We start from the raw sequence: 23,544 nt of genomic DNA, 5'->3' as shown, positions 1-23,544 counted from the left end.
GTGCACCCGACACGAGGAAGGAAGCACCGTGGTCCATTCGAATCTGTTGCGGCCCCGTGACGGCGATGCTCTGCGCGCAGAACTGCGCCAGGTGGCAGCGACGTCCGACGTCCCCGTCGTGTTCGGCGGCGAGGTCTCCTCGGAGACCCTGTACCTGAGCGAATTCCACGGGACCAGAACCCGCGGTCTGGACGGACTCGCCATTCCACCCCGGTCGGGTCTCGGCGGACGCGTCATGGAACAGCGCAGACCGGCGGCCGTGAGTGATTACGGATCGTCGATGTCGATCACCCATCACTTCGATCGACCGGTGCTCGGCGAAGGCCTCAAATCGATCCTCGCGATGCCCGTGGTGGTGGCGGGAGTCGCTCGGATAGTGATGTACGCAGCGGTACGCGAGCGCGGCCCGCTGGGCGATCGGGTCGGCGACATCATGACAGCGGCCGCGCGACGCCTCGGCCAGGAGATCGCCGTGCGCGACGAGGTCGATCGCAGAGTCCGTCTGTTGGCGACCACCCGTTCGATGCTCGACTCGGATGTTTCGCGTACGGCCGAGCTGCGCAGCGTCCACGAGGAGCTGTCCGATCTCGCCCGGTCGATCGGTGACGCAGCGATCCGGCGCAGACTCGACGCGGTCGCAGCGCGGGTGGCCGCGTCACTCGGTCAGGAGATGCCCCACGACCCACGGACCCTGGAGGTGTCGCAGTCGTTGACGCCACGCGAGATCGACGTCATCTCGCAGGTTGCTCTTGGCTGCACCAATATCGAGGTCGCCGCGCGCCTGTCGATCGGTGCCGAGACGGTCAAGTCGTACCTGCGCAGCGTCATGCGCAAAACCGAGTCGCACACCCGGTACGAGGCCGTGGTGGCGTGCCGTCGGCTCGGCGTGCTGCCGTCCTGAACCAAGCGCCGCAGCGCGGTCAGTACCCGGGCGGCAGTTGCTCGAACATCTCGCGGGTCACCGCGACCGCGTTGTCCGAGCTGCCGCCGCGCACCACGAGGGTGGCGAAGGCGATGTCACCGCGGTAACCGACGAACCACGAGTGCGAACCGCCGTCGACCTCCGCTTCGCCGGTCTTGCCGTAGACCTCGCCCTGGTCTGCGATGCGTTCGGCCGTACCGCTGGTGACCACCGAACGCATCATCCCGCGCAGTCCGTCGACCATCGCCGGTTCGATCGGAGGATGATCTCCGTCGATCACGGTGTCTCGTCCGATCAAGAGGTTCGGCACCGGCGTCGAGCCATGGGCCACCGTCGCGGCGGCCAGGGCCATACCGAACGTCGACACGACCACTCTGCCCTGACCGAAGCCGTCCTCGGTCCGCTGGACGAGCTCTTCGGCCGGTGGCACCGAACCCGAGTCGGTCGGCAATCCGACGACGTCGTAGTCCGGGCCGACGCCGAACTGAGAGGCCGCGACGGTCAATGCGTCGGGGGCCATCTCGCTGGCCAGCTTGGCGAACGAGGTGTTGCACGAACGAGTGAACGCAGTACTCATCGTCACGTCACCCAGGGCGAACTCGTTGTAGTTGGGCACACTGCGCTCGCCGATCACGATGCGACCCGGACACGGGACGGTGCTGCCCGGAGTCGCGAGTCCACCGGAGATGGCGGCACCGGCGGTGACGATCTTGAACGTCGAGCCGGGTGGGTACAGGCCTGCCGATGCGACCGGCCCGTCCCGATCGGCAGCCGGGTTCTGTGCCACCGCCAGGATGGCACCGGTCGACGGCTGGATGACCACGGTCATCGCCTGCTCGGTGCGCGCATTCACCGCTCGCTGCGCCGCGACCTGAATGTTGCGATCGAGACTGATCGAGAACGACGGAGAGGGCTCCGGCGGGGTGTCGGTGAGGACATCGATGTCGACGCCGTTGCGGTTCGTGGTGACCACGCTCCACCCCGCCTTGCCGTCGACCTCGTCGATGACGGCCTTCTTGACCTGGCCCACCAGGTCCGGCGCGAACGTGGGGTCGGTGGACACCAGATCCGACTCGTCGGACGCGGTGACTCCCGGGATCTCGGTCAGTGCGGCCGAGATCGGCTGGTAGTCACTGTCTCGAAGCAACACCACCGGGTAGTCGCCGTCGATGGAGGTGGCGGATTCGACGATGGACTGCGCGGTGATGGACGCGTCGAACCGCGTCAGCAATGTCGACAGCGCCGTCGCGGAGGCCACTACGTTGTTCGCTTCCGCCGCGTCGAACGTGATTCGGTGTACCACCCCGGGCACCAGCACATCGGTCCCGGAACGCTCGTTGACTCGCGCGCGCGGAGCGGCCGTCGACCGCAGGGACATGGTCTGGGTGTCACCGAGCTTGGGATGGATGTCCGATGCCGTCCAGCGCACCACCCACTCGCCCTCGCTCCGGCCCATGTTCAGCTGACCGTCGTACGTCCACACCCGATCCTTCGGCAACTGCCACCGGTAGGTGTAGCCGACCGTGGCGGTGTCACCGTCGACCTGTACCGACGTCGTCTCGGCATCCAGAGCCTCGGCCTGCAGGTTGGTCCACGCCTCGGTCAGTGCAGCGGCCGCCGCATCGGGCTTGTCGGTGTCGGCCGCTGCCGTCGCGATGTCATTGGACTCGAAGGCGGCCAGAAAAGCCTGGGCCGCCGGCTCCGGGCCGTCGGGCTTCGGGGTGCATCCGGTGAGGGCGGCAGCAATGACGGCTCCGACCACCGATACCGCTCCGACTCGATACCGCACTTCGGTTGCACCACGTGATCTCATTGCGCCCCATCGTAATAGGGCATCGCCTTGTGCTGCGGCAACGAATCGCGGTTCGCCACAACCTGATCGAGTGGAAGTGCCCTAGTCCAGAAGCACTGTGGTGAAAGTTGCGACCTGGGTCAGGCCGATCTTCGCGTAGGCCCGTCTGGCGACGTAATTGAAGCTGTTGACGTACAAGCTGGCGGTGCGGCCCTGGCGGACCACCGAGTTCACCACCGCGGCGGTACCGGACGCGCCGAGACCGTGACCGCGTCGGTCGGGGTCGACCCACACTCCCTGAATCTGCCCCACCGTCGCCGACTGCGATCCGATCTCCGCCTTGAACACCACCCGGCCGTCCTCGAATCGGGCCCAGGCACGCTGCGCGGCAATCAGACTCGCGATGCGCCGACGATACCCGCGACCGCCGTCGTTCAGCCGCGGATCCACACCGACCTCCTCGATGAACATCGCGACGGCCGCAGTGAGGTACACATCCAGTTCTTCGGGGCGAACGAGGCGTACATACGGATCCGGCGTGATGGACGACCGAACGGACGTGGCCAGCAGCGGTTGCTCGCCGCGGACCTCGCGCGCCGGGCCCCAGTCCGTCTCGAGCATCTCCCACAGCGGCAGTGTCAGTTCGGCCCGACCGACCAAGGACGAACACAATCGTGGGCCGCGGCACGCACGATCGGCGAACGAACGCAGATCGTCACTGGATCCGAGCAGAGGGACGAGGTTGGCACCGTAGAAACACAACGACTCGTCCGGGCCGCCTCGGCTCCACATCTCACCGTGAAACGACTTCGGATCCAGTCCGGATTCCTGCACCCGAGCGGCGACCATGCAGGTCGCAACCGGGTCGGCGTCGAGCACCCGTAGGACATGCGCAACGTCTCGATTACCGAGAGGCTTCGCACCGAGGAGCTTGAGCACCTACCGACCTCCTGACCACCTACCGCACACACACCGACCGAGCGTGTACCGAATCATTCCAGAGAACATGTTCCCCCGGTGGCAGAGCGGCAAACCGGACACCGAACCGGTCGAACCGGATCAGCTGACGGTCACGACCGGTGCGCCACCGTCTGCAGTCTCATCCTTCTCGAATTCCTCGGCGATGCGCATCGCTTCCTCGATCAAGGTCTCGACGATCTGTGCCTCCGGCACCGTCTTGATGACCTTGCCCTTGACGAAGATCTGGCCCTTGCCGTTGCCCGACGCCACTCCGAGGTCGGCGTCGCGCGCTTCGCCCGGACCGTTGACGACGCATCCCATGACGGCGACGCGCAGCGGGATCTCCATACCCTCCAGGCCTGCGGTGACCTCGTCGGCGAGGGTGTACACGTCCACCTGCGCCCGTCCACACGACGGGCAGGAGACGATTTCGAGCTTGCGGGGACGCAGATTGAGTGACTGCAGAATCTGGTTGCCCACCTTGATCTCCTCGGCGGGCGGGGCCGACAGGGAGACGCGAATGGTGTCGCCGATTCCCCTGGACAGCAGTGCACCGAATGCCACCGAAGATTTGATGGTGCCCTGGAACGCGGGGCCTGCCTCGGTGACGCCGAGGTGCAGCGGGTAGTCGCACTGTGCAGCGAGCTGCTCGTAGGCAGCGACCATGACGACCGGATCGTTGTGCTTGACGGAGATCTTGATGTCCCCGAATCCGTGTTCCTCGAACAGGCCCGCCTCCCACAGCGCGGACTCCACGAGTGCCTCCGGCGTCGCCTTGCCGTACTTCTTCATCAACCGAGGATCGAGCGATCCGGCGTTGACGCCGATACGGATCGGAATGTTCGCGTCGCCGGCGGCCTTGGCGACCTCCTTGACCCGTCCGTCGAATTCCTTGATGTTGCCCGGGTTGACGCGCACCGCGGCGCAACCGGCGTCGATCGCGGCGAAGATGTACTTGGGCTGGAAGTGAATGTCGGCGATCACCGGGATCTGGCTCTTCCTGGCGATGATCGACAGCGCATCCGCGTCGTCCTGTGTGGGGCATGCCACACGAACGATGTCGCAACCCGACGCCGTCAGCTCTGCGATCTGCTGCAGCGTGGCGTTGATGTCATGGGTTTTGGTGGTGCACATCGACTGCACCGAAATGGGGCTGTCGCTGCCCACTCCCACCGACCCGACCTGCAGTTGCCGCGTCTTGCGGCGAGGCGCGAGTACGGGCACCGGCGGTGCCGGCATTCCCAATCCGACTGACACGGTCACGAGTGGCCTTCTTTCCTAGCTACGACTGACGAGTCTACTGATAGATCTGGATCGGGTTGACGATGTCCGCGGTAAGCGTCAACAAGGAGAACCCGATGAAAACAATGATGACCACATAGGTGACCGGCATGAGTTTCATGTAGTTCACCGGCGCACCGTCGGGCAGGCCACGGCGGTTGCGGAAGATGTTACGAATCCGCTCGTAGATCGTCACGGCGATGTGGCCGCCGTCCAACGGCAGCAGCGGCACGATGTTGAACGCACCGAGGAAGAAATTCAGCGACGCCAACAGTCCGACGAACGTCACCAAGTCGTCACGCTCCACCGCTTGGCCGCCGATGACGCTGGCTCCGACGACGCTCATCGGAGTGTCGAGGCCACGCTCACCGCCGAAGATCGACTCCCACAGCGCCTGCACCTTCGTCGGCAGTTGCACCAGAGCCTTGCCGGTCTGCACGAAGATGTCGCCGGTGAAGACGAACGTCTCGGGCACCGCTTCGATCGGGTTGTACATGATGTTCGGCGGAGGACCACCGGTAATGCCTACCGCCCCGACCGTCGTCGATTCTTTCGCTCCGGTGTCAGGATCGATGACGTATCGCTGAACCTGAAGGATCGGAACATCGAGAGTCTGCGAAACACCGTCGCGATCGACCGTCAGCTCGACCGACCCGGTCGAGTCCCGGATGGCGAGAACCACCTCGGACCAGACCTCGGTCGGCTCACCGTTGACTGCGGTGATGATGTCGTCCGTTTGCAGTCCGGCTGCTGCCGCAGGACCGTCTCCCGAACACGGCGCAAGTTCACCGTCTTCGGTCTGTGTCGTACTGACACAGACGACGCCTTGGACCGTCGTCGTCGGCGTCACCCGATCCGGCGTTCCCCACCCGAGGACCAATGTGTAGACCAACACGATTCCGAGCACGAAGTTCATGGCAATTCCGCCGACCATGACGACGATGCGCTTCCACGTCTTCTGCCGGTACATCGCTCGTTCGACCTCGTCGGGGGCGAGCTCGTCGATGGCCGTCATTCCGGCGATGTCGCAGAACCCGCCTGCCGGAATGGCTTTGAGACCGTACTCCGTCTCGCCGCGTCGGAAGGAGAAGATCTTCGGGCCGAAACCGATGTAGTACCGGCGAACCTTCATGCCGAGCGCTTTCGCGGTCCACATGTGTCCCGCCTCGTGCAGTGCGATCGACACACCGATACCGACGGCGAACAGCACGACACCTATAGCGAACGCCATGTGAGTCAGAGACCCTTCTGTTTCAGGAGCTCACGCGCACGAGCGCGAGCCCAGGAATCCGCCGCCAGAACGTCGTCCACGGTAGTCGGCACCGCAGACCAGTCCCCGCCGCCGTCACTCAGAACCGCCCGTACCGTCTGCACGATCTCGGGGAATTCGATGCGGCCGCCCAGGAATGCGTCGGCGGCGATCTCGTTGGACGCGTTGTACACCGCCGTCATGCACCCGCCCATGATTCCGGCCTCGCGGGCCAGCTGCACGGCAGGGAACACTCGATCGTCGAGTGGCTCGAAGTCCCAGGAGAACGCTGCGGTGAAATCGAGGGCGCGCGCGACGTCCGGCACCCGATCGGGCCAGCCGAGCGCAAGTCCGATCGGCAGCTTCATGTCCGGTGGGCTGGCTTGAGCGATGGTGGAGCCGTCGACGAACGTGACCATCGAATGCACGATGGATTGCCGATGCACGGTGACGTCGATCTTCTCGTAGGGCACGCCGAACAACAGATGCGCCTCGATCAACTCGAGGCCCTTGTTGACCAGGGTTGCCGAGTTCAACGTATTCATCGGACCCATCGACCAGGTGGGATGAGCCGCGGCTTGGGCAGGGGTCACCGACTTCAGTTCCGCTTCGCTCCAGCCCCTGAACGGTCCACCCGATGCGGTGAGGATCAGTCGATCCACCTCGCCTCGGTTGCCGCTGCGCAGGCACTGCGCCAGCGCAGAATGCTCCGAGTCCACCGGAACGATCTGTCCTGGCGCGGCGGCAGCGAGCACGAGATCTCCGCCTGCCACCAGCGATTCCTTGTTGGCCAACGCCAGCCGGGCTCCGGTCTTCAGGGCCGCCAACGTCGGTTCGAGACCGAGCGAGCCCACGAGCGCATTGAGCACCACGTCGGCCTGCGTCGACTCGACGAGCTCGGTCACCGCACGGGGCCCGCTCAGGACCCCGGGGAAGTCGAGCTCGGCGGCCGCGGCGGGGTCGGCCACGGCAACCCGCCGAACACCGGTCTCGGCGATCTGACGGCGAAGAAGGTCGATGTTCCCACCGCCCGCCGCAAGACCGACGACCACAAAACGGTCGGGGTCGGTGGCGATGACGTCGAGCGCTTGGGTACCGATCGAGCCGGTGCTCCCCAACAGCAACACGCGAATCGGCTCGGGACGATCCGAGGAGGTCGTTCGCTCACGATGGTCTGGCACCGGTCCATTGTTGCCTACCGAGGCTGAGAAACTCCTATGCGCCGCCGTAGCTGGCACGCTGGAGGCCATGGACGTCTCGAAGTATCGCGCGGCATCGTTCAATTACGCCGATGTAGGGGCAACGAGGGACACGCTCCCGGCCGGCTACCACCACGTCGAGAAGTCGAGGGTCATCGGATCCGGAGTCGAGGACTTCGTGGCCGCGGCCGATGCGCTGATGCGCTGGGACATGCATCGCGGTGCCGGCCTGACCGTCCACTCCAGCGACGACGCCGTCCCCGACGCCGTGGTCGTTCTCACGCTCGGGCCCATCCGTATCCCGTGCCGAGTGGTGTACGTCATCGACGAAGCCAACCGGCAGGGCTTCGCCTACGGCACCCTCGACGGCCATCCCGAGTCCGGCGAGGAACTGTTCCACGTCGACTACTCCCCCGCCGACGGGACCGTCACCGCGCACATCACGGCGTTCTCGAAACCCGGCCGCTGGTACACCAGGCTCGGCGGTCCGGTGGGCCGGCGGGTCCAAGCGCTGTTCACCGACCGGTATCTGACCGCGTTGGCGAAGGTGTGCACGTCGCCACGCAAGAGCTAGGAACCGGGCGGGTGCACGGCGCGCCAATGCTCGGCAATGTCGATCCGCTTTGCGACCCACACCTTCTCGTGAGATCCGACGTGATCGAGAAAGCGTTCGAGGGCAGCGATGCGAGCCGGTCGGCCGACCAGCCGGCAGTGCAGTCCCACCGAGAGCATCTTGGGGCTGCCTTCCTCCCCCTCGGCATAGAGCACGTCGAAGGCGTCCCGTAGATGTGCGTAGAACTCGTCTCCGGTCGAGAAACCCCCGGGCGAGGCGAAGCGCATGTCGTTGGTGTCGAGCGTGTAGGGCACGACCAGGTGATCGACCACCTCGGTGCCACGAGAGACCTTCTCCCAGTAGGGCAGATCGTCCGCGTAGGAATCCGAGTCGTACACGAAGCCGCCGTGCTCGACCACGAGCGACCGGGTGTTCGGTGAGTCGCGCCCGGTGTACCAGCCCTGCGGGGCCGAACCGGTCAGATCCCGCAGGATCGCCACGGCCTCGGCCATGTGCTCACGTTCGACGTTCTCGTCGATCTGCTGATACGACAGCCAGCGCAGCCCGTGACAGGCGATCTCGTGGCCCAACTCTGCCAGTGCGGCAACCACTTCCGGGTTCCGTTCCATGGCCTTGGCGACGGCGAACACCGTCAGTGGCAGGTCCCGTTTCTCGAACGCCCTGAGCACCCGCCACACGCCGGCCCTCGAACCGTATTCGTAGAGCGACTCCATACTCATGTGGCGGTTCGGGAACGCCTGTGCCCCGATCATTTCCGATAGGAACGTTTCGGACTTGGTGTCGCCGTCGAGGACGTTGTTCTCCGCACCCTCCTCGTAGTTCAGGACGAACTGCACGGCGATGTTCGCCTCGCCCGGCCACTGCGCATGCGGTGGCGTGCGGCCGTAGCCGACCATGTCTCGGGGGTAGTTCATCGGAAACCGGCTCAGCGGATGAGGAAGGCGCTCGGACGTCACCGCCGCAGTCTCTCACCGAAGCCGACACCTGCGCCGAGTGAGCACGCAACCCTGATGGCTACGACGGGCGGTCGTATGCCAATATTGTCGCAACGCGGCAGTCTCGACGCCTCGTGAAGGACGACTACGAGATTCATCACCCGAGAGGACCGACCGGTGGCAAATACCGAACTGGAATCCGCTTCGTACGACCCGGTCGTCGATACCCGCAACGAGGTGCCGGACGTGCCGTCCGCCGAGTGGGGCTGGAGTGGTGAATCGAACCGCGCCATGCGCGTGGCCGCCATTGTCGTCGCCGTGTTCCTGCTGTTCATGATGATCGGCAACCACACCGGCAAGGTCGAGGATCTGTGGCTGATCGGGTTTGCTCTGACGCTGGTCGGCCTCGTCGTGCGAGACGTGATCGTCCGCCGCAAGCCCCGCTGACAGCGTTTTCAGCTCTCGGCTGCCAGCTGACCGCACGCCGCCGCGATTTCCTGACCGCGGGTGTCGCGGACGGTGCACGACACACCCTGCGCAATCACTCTTCGAACGAATTCTCTCTCCACCGGCTTCGGGCTGGCATCCCACTCGCTACCCGGAGTCGGATTGAGCGGAATCAGGTTCACGTGCACCCGAGATCCGAGTGCCTTGTGCAACTTCTTGCCCAGCATGTCTGCTCGCCACGGCTGATCGTTCACGTCTCGGATCATGGCGTATTCGATCGACACACGCCGACCGGTCTGGTCTGCGTAGTACCTTGCTGCCGACAGCACCTCGGCCACCGACCAGCGGTTGTTGACGGGAACCAGCGTGTCGCGGAGCTCGTCGTCGGGCGTGTGCAACGACACCGCCAGCGTCACCGACAGTCCCTCGTCCGCCAGCTTCCGAATTGCCGGTGCCAGACCGACCGTCGACACCGTCACCGAGCGCTGCGAGAGGCCGAGTCCGTCGGGTGCGGGTGAGACGATCTTGCGCACTGCGGCGACGACGCGTTTGTAGTTGGCCAGCGGCTCGCCCATCCCCATGAACACCACATTCGACAGTCGGCCTTCACCGCCGTGCACCGCGCCGTCACGTAGATCAGCGGCGGCCGAACGGACCTGGTCGACGATCTCGGCCGTCGACAGGTTCCTCGTCAGACCGGCCTGACCGGTCGCACAGAATGGACAGGCCATTCCGCACCCGGCCTGACTGGAGATACACAGTGTCGCCCGATCCGGGTACCGCATCAGGACACTTTCGAGAAGCGTTCCGTCGTTGGCCTTCCACAGCGTCTTTCGGGTGTCACCGTCGTCACAGGCGAGGTGATTGACGGCCGTGAGGAGGGTCGGAAAGAGGTCCGCGCCCACCTTCTCGCGCGCCTCGGCGGGGAGGTCGGTCATCTTCGTGGTGTCGGCCTCCAGACGCCCGTAGTAGTGCCGGGCCAACTGATCGGCGCGAAACGCGGGCAGACCGAGCGCCTTCACCGCATCCTGCAGACCCTGTTTGTCCAGGTCAGCCAGGTGACGCGACGGCATACCGCGACGCGGCGCAGTGAAGACCAGGGGCAGATTGGGCCTTTTCTGCTCGGTCGACGTGTTCGTTGCCTCTGCGGAGTCACTCATGCTCCACCCCACATCTTTCGCTGACGCTGCATATTTCCATTGTCCACCCGATTGCCTCGCAGTCCTATTCGCGCCGGTTTCCGTCCGTTACCCGATGGGTATCGAGGTCGTGGCCGGATGCGCGTGCATTCGGCCTTCACGTGCGGAAGGATCATCGACATGGGCACCAGAGCTGACGACAGTCACGAGACATCGCTGGACACATCAGGCGCGGTTCACCCCGGCGACCACAGCGCCTCGGGTGACCTCGCTCCCATCACGACTCCGGATTCGGACGGTCATTCCGCGCCGGATCCCGAGTTCGTTCCGGAGTCGCAGACAGGTAGCCCCACCGACATCGCCCACACTCGCACTGCTGCGCTGTGGACCGGTCTGGTGGTCGGGGCCGTGGTCCTGGTAGTTCTGCTCGTGTTCATCGTGCAGAATCTCGACTCCGTCACCGTACAGATCTTCGCCTGGCAGCTCGATCTGCCACTGGGCATCAGCATGCTGCTGGCAGCGATCGCAGGCGCACTGGTGATGGCGATGGTCGGCGGAGCTCGGATCCTTCAGGTCCGACGCGCAACGAAGAAGAAGTAGCAGCAGCACCGGTCGTGAACACTATGCACAGAAGGTGGCGCGCAGCGACTGAATCGATCAGGATCGAGGTGCCCCACTTCACTCGAGGAGCATGACGTGACAACTTTCATGGAGACACCAGTGGCATCCGGCGTTGCCCCCGACCGTGCACGGTCCTGGCTGCTGGTACCGGCCACCAAGCCCGATACCTTCGACGATGCGGTTGCGTCGGGAGTCGACGCTGTCATCCTCGACATCGAAGACGCAGTCGCGCCGGCCAAGAAGCCGGCCGCACGCGAGGCCGTCGTGCGGTGGCTCGGCGAAGGAAACTCCGCGTGGGTCCGCATCAACGATGCAACGACCCCGTACTGGGCCGATGACCTCGCCGCGTTGTCCGGTCTGCCCGGACTGGTCGGTGTCATGCTCGCGAAGACCGAGAGCGGCGGCCAGGTCGAGGCCACAGCTGCTCGCCTGGCACCCGGTACACCGATCCTGGCACTGGTGGAATCGGCGATGGGCCTCGAAGCCGCGACAGAGATCGCTCGCGCAGACTCGACGTTCCGTCTCGCCTTCGGCAGCGGCGACTTCCGCCGCGACACCGGCATGAGTGACGACCCCCTGGCGATGGCGTACCCCCGTTCGCGCCTCGTCGTCTCCTCCCGCGCAGCGCGCATTCCAGGACCGATCGACGGACCGACACTGACGGCCAACGACAGCATCCTCGGACGTGACGCAGCGCTGACCCTCTCGATGGGGATGACGGGCAAGCTGTGCATGCACTCCGAACAGGCTGCCATCGTCAACCGCGAGCTCGCCCCGTCGCCCACCGATGTGTCGTGGGCTCGCGATGTCATCGATGCCCTCGGTGCCGACGGAGCGCACGTCAAGGACGGGAGCGACCTGCCTCGTCTTGCGAAAGCACTCAAGATCAACGAACTGGCCGAGATCTTCGGGATCCCAGCCGCCTCCTGACACCGCCCGCAGTCGAGGTGCGTCGGCCGAGTCCACCGGATCGCTAACGCAACTCGATTCCGGTCGGCTTGTATCGGACGTGGACTCGGTATCGGACGTCGAACGAGACACCGTCCACCGACTTCATGGCATCGCGCGCAACGCGTGGGCCGAATTCGATTCCCAGCACATCGCGCAGTATGCGTCGATTCGGGAACGACCACCTCGTGTCGACGCGGGTCAGTGCGAAACCCTGCGCCTCGAAGAACGCCTCGACGGTGGACGGGTCGTAGTGCGGTAGATCGGCCCGCATCCAATCCCCGTACGGCGACGCCGTTGCGTCCAGATCCACCACCACCAACGCGCCTCCCGGCGCGAGCACTCGCATGGCGTCGACGATTCCCGGCCCACAGCCCGGCCCGAAGAAGTACGCCGTCCGTGCATGGACGACGTCCACGGTGCCATCGCCCACCGGGAGGGAATCCGCCCGGCCGGTCCGCACCTCGACGTTCGGTAGCTCGGCGACGCGCTCGCGAGCCGAGGCAGCGAGCGGCGCGTGCGGTTCGACGCCCAGCACCCGTTCGGCGTCGACTGCGAATGTCGGGAGGTGAAAACCGCTGCCACAGCCGACGTCCACGACCGTCTTCGATGCCCAGTCCGCAACCGAACGGATCGCGTCGAAGAGAGCACCGTGGACGTCCTGGGCGCGATTCTCTGCCTCGTACAGGTGCGGCCAGTTCCAGATGTTCGGGCTCGGGATCACCCCGGTGACATCTTTGCGCACGCCTGCGGTCGGTCGGCTCAGAGGAGCACGGTGAAGACGAGCCACGCCACGAACGCTGAGGGCAGCAGAGAGTCGAGCCTGTCCATGATGCCGCCGTGGCCGGGCAACAGGGTGCCCATGTCCTTGATGCGAAGATCGCGCTTGACCTGCGACTCGATCAGGTCGCCCAAGGTTCCGGTCACCACCAGCACCACACCGAGCAGGATTCCGATCAGCGAGTTGGCTTCGAGAATGAGCGTCACCGTCAGCAGACATCCGATGATGCAGAAGATCAGCGAGCCGACGAGTCCCTCCCAGGACTTCTTGGGACTGATCGCCGGGGCCATCGGGTGTTTTCCGAACAACACCCCCGCGATGTAGCCGCCGATGTCCGAACATACGACACCTATGACGAACACGAGGATACGGCCTGCTCCGTTGTCCTGGAGCACCATCAGGACGGTGAACGAGGCCAACAGAGGCAACCAACATGCCACCAGAACGGTGACGGACAGTTCTTCGAGGTAGTTCTTCGGAGCGGTGCCGAATCCCTGCCGCAGCAGCAACCACACCATGCACACCACGACCGTGCCGACCGCTGCACTGAGTACGCCTACCGCCCCGAACGGCCACCCGAGCCAGATCATCGCCTGACCACCGAGAATCAGGGGAATGCGCGGTACGAGTACGCCGCCCTCGCGCAGTCGCTTCGACACCTCGTAGGTGGCGACGGCCAACGCGACGGCCACGACTCCGATCCAGACCAGAGGCACGAAGACCAGCACGAGAATCAGCCCGATCCCCAGGGTCCCGCCGACGCCGATCGCAGCGGGTAGATTCCGGCCGGCCTTGCCTGCCGACTTCGCGGCGGCGACCCCGGACGGCGCGGCGGGCGTACCGCTGCCCTCCTGCCGCTCCGGTCCCACCACTGTTGTCATCTCCTCGAAAATCATCGTCGTCCGTTGTGAAAAGCAGCCAGAGAGGTCCGATCAGACCTCCATCAGCTCGCCCTCTTTGCGCTTGACGAGTTCGTCCACGGAAGCGGTGTACTTGGCGGTGGTCTTGTCGAGATCGTTCTCGGCGCGGACGACCTCGTCCTCGCCTGCTTCGCCGTCTTTCTGGATCCGCTTGAGCTCTTCCATGGTCTTTCGGCGGACGTTGCGAATCGACACCTTCGCGTCCTCGCCCTTGCCCTTCGCCTGCTTGACGAACTCCCGTCGACGTTCTTCGGTGAGCTGCGGAACCCCGATGCGAATGAGGTTGCCATCGTTGGTGGGGTTGACCCCGAGGTCGGAGTTGCGGATGGCGGTTTCGATCGGTCCGAGCTGACTCGACTCGTACGGCTTGATGACCACCAGACGGGCTTCGGGAACGCTGATGCTGGCCAGCTGAGTGATCGGTGTCAGAGCACCGTAGTACTCGATGACGATGCGGGAGAACATTCCGGGGTTGGCACGTCCGGTACGAATGGAGGACAGATCGTCACGTGCAACCGATACGGCCTTTTCCATCTTCTCTTCGGCATCGAAGAGAGCTTCGTCAATCACGATCTGTCCTCCATCGTCTTCGTCTTCGATTCGCTTGCGTCCCTGTCGGCCTCGATCACGACGTGACCAGCGTGCCGATCTTCATGCCGGACACAGCGCGAGCGATATTTCCCTGGATCAGCAAATTGAACACCAGCATCGGCATCTGATTGTCCATGCAGAGGCTGAACGCGGTCGCGTCGGCGACTTTCAGTCCCTGCTCGATGGCTTCGCGGTGGGTGATCGTATCGAACATCGTCGCATCGGGATCGAGGCGCGGATCGGCCGAGTAGACACCGTCGACTGCCTTGGCCATCAACAGCACCTCGGCTCCGATCTCGAGTGCGCGCTGTGCGGCAGTCGTGTCGGTGGAGAAATACGGCATTCCCATACCGGCTCCGAATATGACGACACGACCTTTTTCCAGGTGCCGCCGCGCGCGGAGCGGAAGGTAGGGCTCTGCGACCTGCCCCATCGTGATCGCGGTCTGCACCCGAGTGGCCACGCCCTGCTTTTCCAGAAAATCTTGCAGTGCAAGACAATTCATCACAGTGCCGAGCATGCCCATGTAGTCCGAACGAGATCTGTCCATCCCACGCTGCTGCAGCTCCGCACCACGGAAGAAGTTGCCGCCACCGATCACCACGGCGACCTGAACCCCGGTGGCCACCACCTCGGCAATCTGCTCGGCAACGTTGTTCACGACATCCGGATCCAGACCGACCTGGCCGCCTCCGAACATCTCCCCACCCAGTTTGAGCATCACGCGTCGGAACCCGGGACGGTCAGGGGCCGGATCGGTCATAGCTCTCCTCGGTACTCGTCGAACACTACGGTTTCCTCTTCGATCATCCTGCCCTATCGAGGCCCGGGCGGTGGACAGGGCTCCGGCCAGTGCATGGACCTGCCCCGCGCACGAGCGATGCCGCCCACTCGATGGAATCGAATGAACGGCATCGCCTCGACCGAAACGGTGTGCAGACTAGCCTGCACCGACCTCGAACCGGGAGAAGCGCGTGATGGTCACGCCTGCCTCGTCCAGGATGGCCTTGACGGTCTTGTTCCCGTCCTGCACCGACTTCTGCTCGGTGAGAACGACATCCTTGAAGAAACCGTTGACGCGACCCTCGACGATCTTCGGCAGCGCCTGCTCCGGCTTGCCTTCTTCGCGAGCGGTCTCCTCTGCGATGCGACGCTCGGCAGCCACGAGGTCCTCGGGGACCTCGTCGCGCGTGACGTACTTCGCCTTGAGCGCTGCGATCTGCATCGCAGCTGCGCGTGCGGCCTCGCCTGCGGCGTCACCGTCACCGGAGTACTCGACGAGTACGCCGACAGCAGGCGGCAGGTCCGCGCTGCGCTTGTGCAGATAGGTAGCGGTGTTGCCGTCGTAGGACACGACGCGACGCAGCTCGAGCTTCTCACCGATCTTGGCCGACAGCTCGGTCAGGGCCGTCTCGACCGTCTTGCCGTTCAGGTCGAGAGCCTTCAGCGCCTCGACGTCGGCAGGCTTGCCTGCCGCTGCCGTCGCTGCGACGGACGCAGCGAAGGTCTGGAATTCCTCGTTCTTGGCGACGAAGTCGGTCTCGGAGTTGATCTCGACGAGCACTCCACCCTCGGCGACCACGAGGCCCTCGGCGGTGTTGCGCTCGGCGCGCTTGCCGACATCCTTGGCACCCTTGATGCGCAGGTGCTCGACGGCCTTGTCGAAGTCGCCATCGGTCTCGGCGAGCGCGTTCTTGCAGTCCATCATTCCGGAGCCGGTGAGCTCACGGAGCCGCTTGACGTCGGCGGCAGTGTAGTTCGCCATCGTGGGCGAGCCTCCTCAAAAGTCTGGGTACGGGCGTTGACGAAAAATGCTGATCTCAGGCCGTGATCGACAGGCTCACTGCGGAGCCGTACCGACCACAACCCTGACATACCGAAGCGGCCCCGGCCCACCCCTGAGGGTGAACCGGGACCGAATTCGATCAAGACTGAGCGGCCGGTGCTTCTTCTGCTGCCGGTGCATCGGCTGCGGGAGCCTCTGCTGCCGGAGCGTCCGCTGCGGGAGCCTCTGCTGCCGGTGACGCCTGAGCGAGCTGCTCGAGCTCCCACTCGGCGAGGGGCTCGCCTGCGCCGACCTCGGGCTTGGCGTCGGATGCAGTGTTCTGACCCGCGCGAGCCTGCACGCCCTCGGCGACTGCGGATGCGACGACCTTGGTCAGCAGCGCAGCGGAACGGATCGCGTCGTCGTTGCCCGGGATCGGGTAGTCGACCACGTCGGGATCGCAGTTGGTGTCGAGGATCGCGATGACCGGGATGTTCAACTTACGAGCCTCGGCAACCGCGAGATGCTCCTTGTTGGTGTCGACGATCCAGATGGCCGACGGAACCTTGGACATGTCCCGGATGCCACCGAGGGTGCGGTCGAGCTTGGTCATCTCACGCGTGAGCATGAGGATTTCCTTCTTGGTGCGTCCCTCGAAGCCACCGGTCTGCTCCATGGCCTCGAGCTCCTTGAGGCGGAGGAGGCGCTTGTGCACCGTCTGGAAGTTGGTGAGCATGCCACCGAGCCAGCGCTGGTTCACGTAGGGCATGCCCACGCGGGTTGCCTCAGCGGCGATGGACTCCTGCGCCTGCTTCTTGGTGCCGACGAACAGAACCGTGCCATTGTGGGCAACGGTCTCCTTGACGAACTCGTAGGCCCTGTCGATGAAGGTCAGGGTCTGCTGCAAGTCGATGATGTAGATGCCGTTGCGGTCGGTGAAGATGAATCGCTTCATCTTCGGGTTCCAGCGACGGGTCTGGTGTCCGAAGTGTGTGCCGCTGTCGAGCAGCTGCTTCATTGTTACTACAGCCATGGCTGAAGAACTCTCTTTCGATGGTGCGGTTGACGCAGAGTGTCGGTGACCTCTGCCCTGGCGTCCGCTGAAGTTGCCGGACCTGACATCGAGGAGATCTCAGGACCGCCGACAACCGGTTCTCGTATCGGTGATTCTGCGTGAAGCAGACGATACGATGAGGCGGACGCGCGAAGTCGACCCGTGCACGCACAGGCCGCAAGTGACGAGTGTAGACCTGCCGCGGCCCCCGTCATAACCAGGGCCGACTGTCAAGAGATTCCGTCACCTGTGGACAGAGTTTCCACTTGTCCACAATCGACGGTCGTCGTCGTTTCCACGTCCGAATCCACGAGATGGTCGACGGGTGAACGTCTCACTCAATCGCCGCACACTCGCGATCTGCGTCGCGACCTCGGTAGCACTCTCGACGCCGGTCGCATCGGCGCGGCCGGATGCGTTCGGCTGGCCGCTGCAGCCGAGGCCGCAGGTCGTCACCTCGTTCGACCGGCCCGAGCAGAACTGGCTGCCCGGCCACCGTGGTGTCGACCTCGCCGCGCGGGAAGGCCAATCGGTACTGGCCGTCGCCGACGGCATCGTGGTGTTCGCCGGGCCGGTCGCGGGCAAGCCCGTCGTGTCTGTCGACCATTCGAGCGGACTGAGATCGACCTACGAGCCGGTGGTGGCATCGGTCGCCGCCGGCAGCCGGGTTCGCCGCGGGACGATACTGGGATCGGTGGCCGGAAGGCACGAGAGTTGTTCGGCCACATGCCTGCACTGGGGTATCAGACGTGGCCGCGAGTACCTCGACCCCACGGCACTGGTGCGTGCGAGTCCGATCAGGTTGAAGCCGCTGGAGGCAGCGCCTCGCTGATCCCTACCGCTGTGGGCCGGAGTGCCTGCCCGACGCGGCAGGGAAATCGTCGGCCACCATGGCGGCAAGCTCGACGAAGGCGTTTCGCGTCTGGGGCCGCAACAGCTCGAGATCCACCACGGCACCCTCGGCCAGGTGCTCGTCGAACGGGATCACCAGCACGGCGCGGCATCGCTCGAGGAAGTGCTGCTGCAGCAGATTCATGTCCACTGCCGACGAGCCCGGCCGAACAGAGCTGATCACGACGACCGTTCGCTCGACCAGATGTCCGTAGCCGTGCAGCTCCAACCAGTCCAGCGTGGCCGCTGCACTGCGAGCACCGTCGACCGCCGGAGAGCTGACCAGCACCAGAGCGTTCGCCAGCTGCAGTACTCCGTTCATCGCCGAGTGCATGATGCCGGTACCGCAGTCGGTCAGAATCAGGTTGTAATAGACCTGCAGCATGTCGATGACTGCGCGGTAGTCCTCTTCGCCGAACATTTCCGACGCGGCGGGGTCACGCTCGCCGGCCAGTACTTCGAGTCGACTCGGTGCCTGCGAAGTGTGCTCGCGAATGTCGGAATAGCGACGAATACGCGGGGCGGCGGCCAAGAGATCGCGGACCGTCGACGACGTCTGACGCGGCACACGCTCGCCCAGGGTGCCGAAGTCGGGGTTCGCATCCACGGCTATGACGCAATCTCCGCGCAGCGACGCGAAGGTCGAACCGAGGCCGAGCGTGGTGGTGGTCTTGCCGACGCCGCCCTTGAGCGACAGAAACGCGATCCGATAATCGCCGAGCACCGGCTGCCGGATGCGCTCGACCTGGTTTCGGTACCGCTCCTCCGCCGTCGATTCGCCAGGATTGATGACGCCGCCGGTGAGCCTGTGCACTCCGCGTCGCCACCCCGAATTCGAGGCCCTCTTGGGACGCTTGAGCAGCGAATCCGCGCCCAGTTCCTGGCTGGCGGGTCGATAGGCGTTGGGTCCCCCCGCCCACGGCTGCGGCGACCCACGATCGGGGTATACGGGGAAGTCGTCGGACTGCGGCCGGACGGGCTCGTGCCGATCGGAGGGCGGACCGGGCTGCAGCGGCACCGGTGGGTTGTACCGCGGCAGGAGGGGCTGCCGGCCGACAGAATCGGGCGTCTGCCAGGGGGGCGGCTGCCGCGGCGTCGAGCGGGGAGTCTCCATCGGATCCGACGATACGGCTGTGCCGGACTCGTCGCGTGCACTGTCGGACGACACAGGAGAGTTCCGATGGTCGGCGGTCGAGCCGCTACGGACATGCATCGACCACGTTTCCGAAGTACCTTGCGGTCGGTCGCGGTCCACGGTCCCCCGTATTCGGTGTAGTCAGTCGGTCATGACGCTACCAAACGTTGCGCAGTGGACGCTCGGCTCAGGCTCGGGGGTGAGCCTGATCGTGCACAGCCCGTAACCGCTCGACGGATACGTGCGTGTAGATCTGAGTGGTTGCCAGAGAGGCGTGGCCGAGCAGCTCCTGCACCACTCTCAGGTCGGCTCCCCCCTCCAGGAGATGGGTCGCAGCGGTGTGGCGCAGGCCGTGCGGACCGAGGCTGGGACCACCGGGGACGGTCTCGAGAATCTCGTGAACGGCCGTTCGGGCCTGCCGCTGGTCGAGCCGTCCACCCCGACGCCCCAGCAGCAATGCCGCACCGGATCGGTCACCGGCCAGTTCGGGCCGGCCGCTGACCAGCCACTTCTCGACCGCCTGCCCTGCCGGTGCACCGTACGGAGCAGAGCGTTCCTTGTTGCCCTTGCCGACCACACGGATCAGGCGACGCTCGGTGTCGACATCGTCGACGTCGAGTCCGCACAACTCTCCGACACGGACTCCGGTTGCGTACAGCAACTCGACGATCAACCTGTCCCGCAGCGCGATCGGATCGAGCTCGGCGGCGCCCGATTCGGCAGCGGCCAGCGCGCGAGTCGCTTGACTGTGGCGGAGAACACCAGGAAGCGTGCGATGTCCGATGGGCGCGGTCAAGCGTTCCGCCGGTGCCACCTGCACCGCACCGACCCGTTCGAGCCACTTCCCGAAAGTCCGCGCCGACGAGGTTCGCCTCGCCATCGACGTCCTTGCCGCTCCGGCCGCCGAATGCGTGGCCAACCACGAGCGCACTGCGCGAAGGTCGAGATCGGCGATCGTCGCACCCGGCGACGACTCGGCGAAGTGCGCGAGCAAGGAGCGAGCGTCGGCCACGTACGCGCGGACAGTGTGCTCGGAGCGCTCTCGACCGAGTCGAAGGTGTTCGGCGAACTCCTCGACGTGTATGCCGAGATGAGGCGGCAGCGAATCGGTCATCGTCTCAGCTTGGGCGCTCGTACCCGGTGCGACAACCGGACACGCCGACCGAGACGCGTTGTCGCCGGATCAGGCGTCGACTCCGGATTCGGCTTGTGCGAGTTCGCGCTTCCACACTCGGAACGTCTCTTCGGTTCGGCCGCGACGCCAGTAGCCCGAGATCGAGGCCCACTCGGCCCCGACCCCGCGCTCCTTGCGGATGTAGGGCCGGATGTTGTGCATGACGGCCTGCGCTTCTCCGTGTACGAATACCTGGGCTTGCCCCGGCAGCCACTCGGTTCCCTTCACCGCTGCGATCAACGGTGCGTTGTCTCCGGCCCGATCGTCCCCGACCTCGTTCGAGGACGCACCCCGGTGGACCCAGGTCACATCGACGACGGCGAGCGTCTCCATGTAGATCTCGTCGTGCCGGTCGGCGACTTCGATGAAGACCTTGGCGATGGCGTCTTCCGGGAGCGCCTCGACGGCAGCCGAGATCGCCGGAATCGCCGATTCGTCGCCGGCGAACAGGTGCCAGTCCGCGTCGGGGCGCGGGGCGTACCCACCGGAGGGGCCGAAGAACGACATCTCGTCTCCCGGCTTCGCCCGGGTGGCCCACGGCCCGGCGACTCCCTCGTCTCCGTGCACCACGAAGTCGATGGCGATCTCCCGCGCGTCGGTGTCGACCGAACGAACGGTGTAGGTGCGCATGATCGGTTCGTCATCGGTTCCGAGGAACAACTTGACGTAGGCGTCGGTCTCGTCGATCGCATCGAAGTCGTCGAAGTTGGCCCCACCCAGGTAGACCCGGTGCATGTGCGGGGTGAGCGCTTCGGTGCGCAGTACGGACAGGGTGGTTTTCTTGCGTGGCACTTCGGACCCCTCTTCGAGCGAACGACGCCGATACCCGATGCATCGACTAAGCATTACCTAACACCCTACCGTTCGGGCTCGTGAATACTGGCGCGCTCATCCACGCACGACCCGGAACCAGCCGGTCTCGTCGCTGGCCACGAATCCGTCCATCTCCAACACCGGCAGCGATGCACGCACCTTGCTCAACGGCACACCGGAGTTCTCGGACAGCTCACGACTGGACAGCGATCCCGTTGCCGGCAGCGCGTCGTAGATCAGCAATGCGGTTTCCGAGAGTGCATCCGTCTCACGGAAGAGGTCCGGTCGAGACTCCTCCGTGGACCCGAGAGCGCCCGCCTCGGCGACCACGTCGTGCGAGCTCGACACCAGAACCGCCTCACCGTCGCGGATCATGCGGTGACACCCTGTGGACGTCGGCGAGGTGACCGGACCGGGTACCGCGAGCACCGGGCGGCCCAGTTTGGTGGCCCACGCCGCAGTATTGCGAGCTCCGCTGCGCCACCCGGCCTCGACGACCACCACGGCCGATCCGAGTGCGGCGACGAGTCTGTTGCGAGCGAGGAAGCGATGCTTGGCCGGAGTGGTACCCGGCGCGTATTCGCTCAGAACCAGCCCGCGAGCGGCGATCTGCCGCAGCAGCCGAGAATGTCCCGCGGGGTACGCACGATCGACGCCACAGGCGAGCACAGCCATGGTCGTACCCTCGACGCCGAGAGCCGCGCGATGCGCCGCTGCATCGATACCGAAGGCCGCGCCCGAGATGATCGTCCAGCCGTCGAGAGCCAGATCGGCGGAGATCTCGGCCGTCACATGGTCGCCGTAGGGACTCGACGCGCGGGTCCCGACGATCGAGACCGATCGTTCGGTGACCGCATCGACCGGCTGTGTTCCCAACGCCCACAACGCGATCGGCGGACATGTGTCCACCCCTGCGGACAGACCCGAACCATCGAATCCGAGGAAGCGCCATGCCGGCCACTCGTCGTCGTCCGGCGTGATCAAGCGGCCACCGAGCGCCGCGATGTGATCGAGATCTGCTGCGGCGGTATCGATGTGGGCGCGAACTGCCAGCCGCTCCCCCAACCCGCCCGCCTGCACTGCTTCTGCCGTCGATTCGGGACCGTGAGCTGCGGCGTGATCGACCACCGGTCGGTGCGGGCCCTGCGCCACGCGAGAGAGATACGCCCAGGCGAGCCGGCGCGGGTCGTGCGTCGTCATGCCACTCCCCTGTCACGGAAGTCCAACGCGGCCCCGACGTCGTCTGCACCGGGGACCGAACCACCGGCCAGATCGTTCAGCGTCCACGCCACCGCCAGCGCACGCGCGTGGCAGTTGTCAGGGGCGGTACGGAGCGTCGGAGGTGAGTACGTCGACGTCGAGGTGTCCGAACCTCGCCAACGCATGTTCAGCCATCAGGACGCGCAGGGGTGTTTCTTCACCCGGCCCGACGCGCACGCACGCAATTGAATCCTTTGTAAGCTTTAGCCGGATAAATGGCAAAATTCCGCCTACACCACCGGGCCGAAAATCCCCTAAATACTCTCCTGTATCTCGACTTTCTGAAAAAATTAAACGCCATTCCCGCTCGTCCGAGAATGCCTCATGTTTGACCGTTGCCAACTCAGAGAGATTGGGAGCAACACGATGAGAAAATTTGGGAATCGAAGATGATTTTTCCTGAGAATCTTTGGTCGCCTCTAACTCCTTCGCCTTTTCTACTGAAGATATCAACGCTCCCGCAAATTCCCGATAAAATCGAGCAACTTCTTTTTTACCACCACCTTTGCCATACGCGACCTGCCTCGGCTCACCAACCACTAGCTCGGTCCCTTCAACCCCAAGTTGAGACAAAGTCTCGTAACGAAATCCGATGGCATAGCCCCCTCCACCAGCATATCCGCGCCACTGTCCCAGCGAATCGGCCTGGGTCGTGAAGCACGCCGCGTATGTGTCATCCCTATTCGTATTGTATTTTGAATTTGCGACACTGACGAACAGTGAGGCAATCGAGTACAGCACCCAGGCAACATTAGGTACAGCATCTTTCCTATCATCGGCTGGCTTGTTGACCCTCAGCCATTCATTAATTGATTCGAGACTTTCCGGTGGAGATAGGTCGGGATTTTCACCACGCAGAAGCTCGTTTCCCATCTCTCTAGATTCCTCGGCGACAATCATCGCCGCGTATTCTATTTCTTGAGCGTCATTCATGCATCTGACCTCGGTGGCCCACAGCTCACCGTACTTAAGGATTCCAAGAAATCCGGCAGCGTCGGTGTAGTGGTACAAAATTTCCGGCTTTTCCGTTTTCACCTCTGGCAGCTCGTCTGAGAGAGTGTCGACGTTCTGTTCTGGAATCACGGTGTAAGTG

The 23,544-nt window shown here is 64.6% G+C and carries 24 protein-coding genes; 6 read left to right on the top strand and 18 right to left on the bottom strand.

Annotation, left to right across the window (positions count from 1 at the left end):
- The first annotated feature begins 28 nt into the window (after window positions 1-28).
- Window positions 29-901: a helix-turn-helix transcriptional regulator gene (locus MTX34_RS14455; RefSeq protein ID WP_243593351.1), complete on the top strand. Its 873-nt coding sequence runs from the start codon at window positions 29-31 to the stop codon at window positions 899-901.
- Window positions 902-920: 19 nt separating this feature from the next.
- Here the strand turns inward: MTX34_RS14455 and MTX34_RS14450 are convergent, their stop codons facing one another.
- The 5 genes from MTX34_RS14450 to dxr form a co-directional block, all read right to left on the bottom strand.
- Window positions 921-2,735: a penicillin-binding transpeptidase domain-containing protein gene (locus tag MTX34_RS14450; RefSeq protein WP_243609820.1), complete on the bottom strand. Its 1,815-nt coding sequence runs from the start codon at window positions 2,733-2,735 to the stop codon at window positions 921-923.
- A gap of 81 nt (window positions 2,736-2,816) precedes the next feature.
- On the bottom strand, window positions 2,817-3,653 hold the full coding sequence (locus tag MTX34_RS14445; RefSeq protein ID WP_243609819.1) for a GNAT family N-acetyltransferase: 837 nt from the start codon (window positions 3,651-3,653) through the stop codon (window positions 2,817-2,819).
- A 120-nt stretch (window positions 3,654-3,773) separates the two neighbouring features.
- Window positions 3,774-4,937, bottom strand: coding sequence for a flavodoxin-dependent (E)-4-hydroxy-3-methylbut-2-enyl-diphosphate synthase (ispG, locus tag MTX34_RS14440; RefSeq protein WP_243609818.1), 1,164 nt, complete (start codon window positions 4,935-4,937; stop codon window positions 3,774-3,776).
- 34 nt (window positions 4,938-4,971) lie between these two features.
- Entirely contained in the window at window positions 4,972-6,186 is a 1,215-nt protein-coding gene (locus tag MTX34_RS14435; protein ID WP_243609817.1) for an RIP metalloprotease, read from the bottom strand.
- Window positions 6,187-6,191: 5 nt separating this feature from the next.
- A complete protein-coding gene (gene dxr / locus MTX34_RS14430) occupies window positions 6,192-7,454 on the bottom strand; it encodes a 1-deoxy-D-xylulose-5-phosphate reductoisomerase (RefSeq protein WP_279393287.1) in 1,263 nt (420 codons plus the stop codon).
- Here dxr and MTX34_RS14425 point away from each other — a divergent pair.
- Entirely contained in the window at window positions 7,453-7,977 is a 525-nt protein-coding gene (locus tag MTX34_RS14425; RefSeq protein ID WP_243609816.1) for a DUF1990 family protein, read from the top strand. The genes dxr and MTX34_RS14425 overlap by 2 nt on opposite strands.
- Here MTX34_RS14425 and puuE read toward each other — a convergent pair.
- Window positions 7,974-8,891 carry an allantoinase PuuE gene (gene puuE / locus MTX34_RS14420; protein WP_374639709.1) on the bottom strand — a complete coding sequence of 306 codons (918 nt, stop codon included), beginning with the start codon at window positions 8,889-8,891 and terminating at the stop codon, window positions 7,974-7,976. The genes MTX34_RS14425 and puuE overlap by 4 nt on opposite strands.
- Window positions 8,892-9,089: 198 nt before the next feature.
- Between puuE and MTX34_RS14415 the strand changes: the two genes are divergently transcribed.
- The gene (locus MTX34_RS14415) at window positions 9,090-9,359 is read left to right on the top strand and encodes a DUF2631 domain-containing protein (RefSeq protein ID WP_243593357.1); all 270 of its coding nucleotides are present in this window, start codon (window positions 9,090-9,092) and stop codon (window positions 9,357-9,359) included.
- Window positions 9,360-9,367: 8 nt separating this feature from the next.
- Here the strand turns inward: MTX34_RS14415 and rlmN are convergent, their stop codons facing one another.
- Complete coding sequence (rlmN, locus tag MTX34_RS14410; RefSeq protein WP_243609815.1) at window positions 9,368-10,519, bottom strand: 23S rRNA (adenine(2503)-C(2))-methyltransferase RlmN; 1,152 nt, start codon at window positions 10,517-10,519, stop codon at window positions 9,368-9,370.
- 159 nt (window positions 10,520-10,678) lie between these two features.
- Here rlmN and MTX34_RS14405 point away from each other — a divergent pair, with 159 nt between their 5' ends.
- Window positions 10,679-11,098: a lipopolysaccharide assembly LapA domain-containing protein gene (locus tag MTX34_RS14405; protein WP_243609814.1), complete on the top strand. Its 420-nt coding sequence runs from the start codon at window positions 10,679-10,681 to the stop codon at window positions 11,096-11,098.
- 108 nt (window positions 11,099-11,206) lie between these two features.
- Window positions 11,207-12,049, top strand: coding sequence for a CoA ester lyase (locus MTX34_RS14400; RefSeq protein ID WP_279393306.1), 843 nt, complete (start codon window positions 11,207-11,209; stop codon window positions 12,047-12,049).
- 43 nt (window positions 12,050-12,092) lie between these two features.
- On the opposite strand, the gene MTX34_RS14395 is transcribed toward MTX34_RS14400, so the two are convergent.
- From MTX34_RS14395 to rpsB, 6 genes are all read right to left on the bottom strand, one after another.
- Entirely contained in the window at window positions 12,093-12,791 is a 699-nt protein-coding gene (locus tag MTX34_RS14395; protein WP_243609901.1) for a class I SAM-dependent methyltransferase, read from the bottom strand.
- Between the two features lie 38 nt (window positions 12,792-12,829).
- Window positions 12,830-13,729 carry a phosphatidate cytidylyltransferase gene (locus tag MTX34_RS14390; protein WP_243593361.1) on the bottom strand — a complete coding sequence of 300 codons (900 nt, stop codon included), beginning with the start codon at window positions 13,727-13,729 and terminating at the stop codon, window positions 12,830-12,832.
- A 51-nt stretch (window positions 13,730-13,780) separates the two neighbouring features.
- Window positions 13,781-14,338 (bottom strand): ribosome recycling factor, encoded by a 558-nt coding sequence (gene frr, locus MTX34_RS14385; protein WP_243593362.1) that lies wholly within the window; start codon window positions 14,336-14,338, stop codon window positions 13,781-13,783.
- Window positions 14,339-14,393: 55 nt separating this feature from the next.
- Window positions 14,394-15,122 (bottom strand): UMP kinase, encoded by a 729-nt coding sequence (gene pyrH, locus MTX34_RS14380; protein WP_243593363.1) that lies wholly within the window; start codon window positions 15,120-15,122, stop codon window positions 14,394-14,396.
- A gap of 177 nt (window positions 15,123-15,299) precedes the next feature.
- On the bottom strand, window positions 15,300-16,124 hold the full coding sequence (tsf, locus tag MTX34_RS14375; RefSeq protein WP_243593364.1) for a translation elongation factor Ts: 825 nt from the start codon (window positions 16,122-16,124) through the stop codon (window positions 15,300-15,302).
- 160 nt (window positions 16,125-16,284) lie between these two features.
- Complete coding sequence (rpsB, locus tag MTX34_RS14370) at window positions 16,285-17,157, bottom strand: 30S ribosomal protein S2 (protein ID WP_243609813.1); 873 nt, start codon at window positions 17,155-17,157, stop codon at window positions 16,285-16,287.
- 346 nt (window positions 17,158-17,503) lie between these two features.
- On the opposite strand from rpsB, the gene MTX34_RS14365 reads away from it, so the two are divergent.
- A complete protein-coding gene (locus MTX34_RS14365) occupies window positions 17,504-18,010 on the top strand; it encodes a M23 family metallopeptidase (protein WP_374639651.1) in 507 nt (168 codons plus the stop codon).
- Between the two features lie 3 nt (window positions 18,011-18,013).
- Here MTX34_RS14365 and MTX34_RS14360 read toward each other — a convergent pair whose 3' ends face one another.
- From MTX34_RS14360 to MTX34_RS14340, 5 genes are all read right to left on the bottom strand, one after another.
- A complete protein-coding gene (locus MTX34_RS14360) occupies window positions 18,014-19,183 on the bottom strand; it encodes a MinD/ParA family protein (protein ID WP_308198094.1) in 1,170 nt (389 codons plus the stop codon).
- A gap of 208 nt (window positions 19,184-19,391) precedes the next feature.
- Complete coding sequence (locus tag MTX34_RS14355; protein WP_243609812.1) at window positions 19,392-20,318, bottom strand: tyrosine recombinase XerC; 927 nt, start codon at window positions 20,316-20,318, stop codon at window positions 19,392-19,394.
- 69 nt (window positions 20,319-20,387) lie between these two features.
- Window positions 20,388-21,170 (bottom strand): siderophore-interacting protein, encoded by a 783-nt coding sequence (locus MTX34_RS14350; protein WP_308198095.1) that lies wholly within the window; start codon window positions 21,168-21,170, stop codon window positions 20,388-20,390.
- A 96-nt stretch (window positions 21,171-21,266) separates the two neighbouring features.
- Window positions 21,267-22,391: a DNA-processing protein DprA gene (gene dprA / locus MTX34_RS14345; RefSeq protein ID WP_243609811.1), complete on the bottom strand. Its 1,125-nt coding sequence runs from the start codon at window positions 22,389-22,391 to the stop codon at window positions 21,267-21,269.
- Window positions 22,392-22,508: 117 nt separating this feature from the next.
- Window positions 22,509-23,534: a DUF2971 domain-containing protein gene (locus MTX34_RS14340; RefSeq protein ID WP_243609810.1), complete on the bottom strand. Its 1,026-nt coding sequence runs from the start codon at window positions 23,532-23,534 to the stop codon at window positions 22,509-22,511.
- Window positions 23,535-23,544 lie beyond the last annotated feature (10 nt).

This window comes from Rhodococcus sp. ARC_M5, assembly GCF_022810405.1.
Taxonomy (GTDB): Bacteria; Actinomycetota; Actinomycetes; order Mycobacteriales; family Mycobacteriaceae; genus Rhodococcoides; species Rhodococcoides navarretei.
Note: the sequence above shows the minus strand (reverse complement) of the source record. Positions and strands in the feature narration are given on the sequence as shown.

What these genes read in the sequence shown, in the direction of transcription:
- MTX34_RS14450 (WP_243609820.1), bottom strand. Translation starts at nt 2,735, where the DNA reads ATGAGATCACGTGGTGCAACCGAAGTGCGGTATCGAGTCGGAGCGGTA.
- MTX34_RS14435 (WP_243609817.1), bottom strand. Translation starts at nt 6,186, where the DNA reads ATGGCGTTCGCTATAGGTGTCGTGCTGTTCGCCGTCGGTATCGGTGTG.
- MTX34_RS14425 (WP_243609816.1), top strand. Translation starts at nt 7,453, where the DNA reads ATGGACGTCTCGAAGTATCGCGCGGCATCGTTCAATTACGCCGATGTA.
- dxr (WP_279393287.1), bottom strand. Translation starts at nt 7,454, where the DNA reads ATGGCCTCCAGCGTGCCAGCTACGGCGGCGCATAGGAGTTTCTCAGCC.
- puuE (WP_374639709.1), bottom strand. Translation starts at nt 8,891, where the DNA reads ATGAACTACCCCCGAGACATGGTCGGCTACGGCCGCACGCCACCGCAT.
- rlmN (WP_243609815.1), bottom strand. Translation starts at nt 10,519, where the DNA reads ATGAGTGACTCCGCAGAGGCAACGAACACGTCGACCGAGCAGAAAAGG.
- MTX34_RS14405 (WP_243609814.1), top strand. Translation starts at nt 10,679, where the DNA reads ATGGGCACCAGAGCTGACGACAGTCACGAGACATCGCTGGACACATCA.
- MTX34_RS14400 (WP_279393306.1), top strand. Translation starts at nt 11,207, where the DNA reads ATGGAGACACCAGTGGCATCCGGCGTTGCCCCCGACCGTGCACGGTCC.
- MTX34_RS14390 (WP_243593361.1), bottom strand. Translation starts at nt 13,729, where the DNA reads ATGACAACAGTGGTGGGACCGGAGCGGCAGGAGGGCAGCGGTACGCCC.
- pyrH (WP_243593363.1), bottom strand. Translation starts at nt 15,122, where the DNA reads ATGACCGATCCGGCCCCTGACCGTCCCGGGTTCCGACGCGTGATGCTC.
- tsf (WP_243593364.1), bottom strand. Translation starts at nt 16,124, where the DNA reads ATGGCGAACTACACTGCCGCCGACGTCAAGCGGCTCCGTGAGCTCACC.
- rpsB (WP_243609813.1), bottom strand. Translation starts at nt 17,157, where the DNA reads ATGGCTGTAGTAACAATGAAGCAGCTGCTCGACAGCGGCACACACTTC.
- MTX34_RS14360 (WP_308198094.1), bottom strand. Translation starts at nt 19,183, where the DNA reads ATGGAGACTCCCCGCTCGACGCCGCGGCAGCCGCCCCCCTGGCAGACG.
- MTX34_RS14355 (WP_243609812.1), bottom strand. Translation starts at nt 20,318, where the DNA reads ATGACCGATTCGCTGCCGCCTCATCTCGGCATACACGTCGAGGAGTTC.
- dprA (WP_243609811.1), bottom strand. Translation starts at nt 22,391, where the DNA reads ATGACGACGCACGACCCGCGCCGGCTCGCCTGGGCGTATCTCTCTCGC.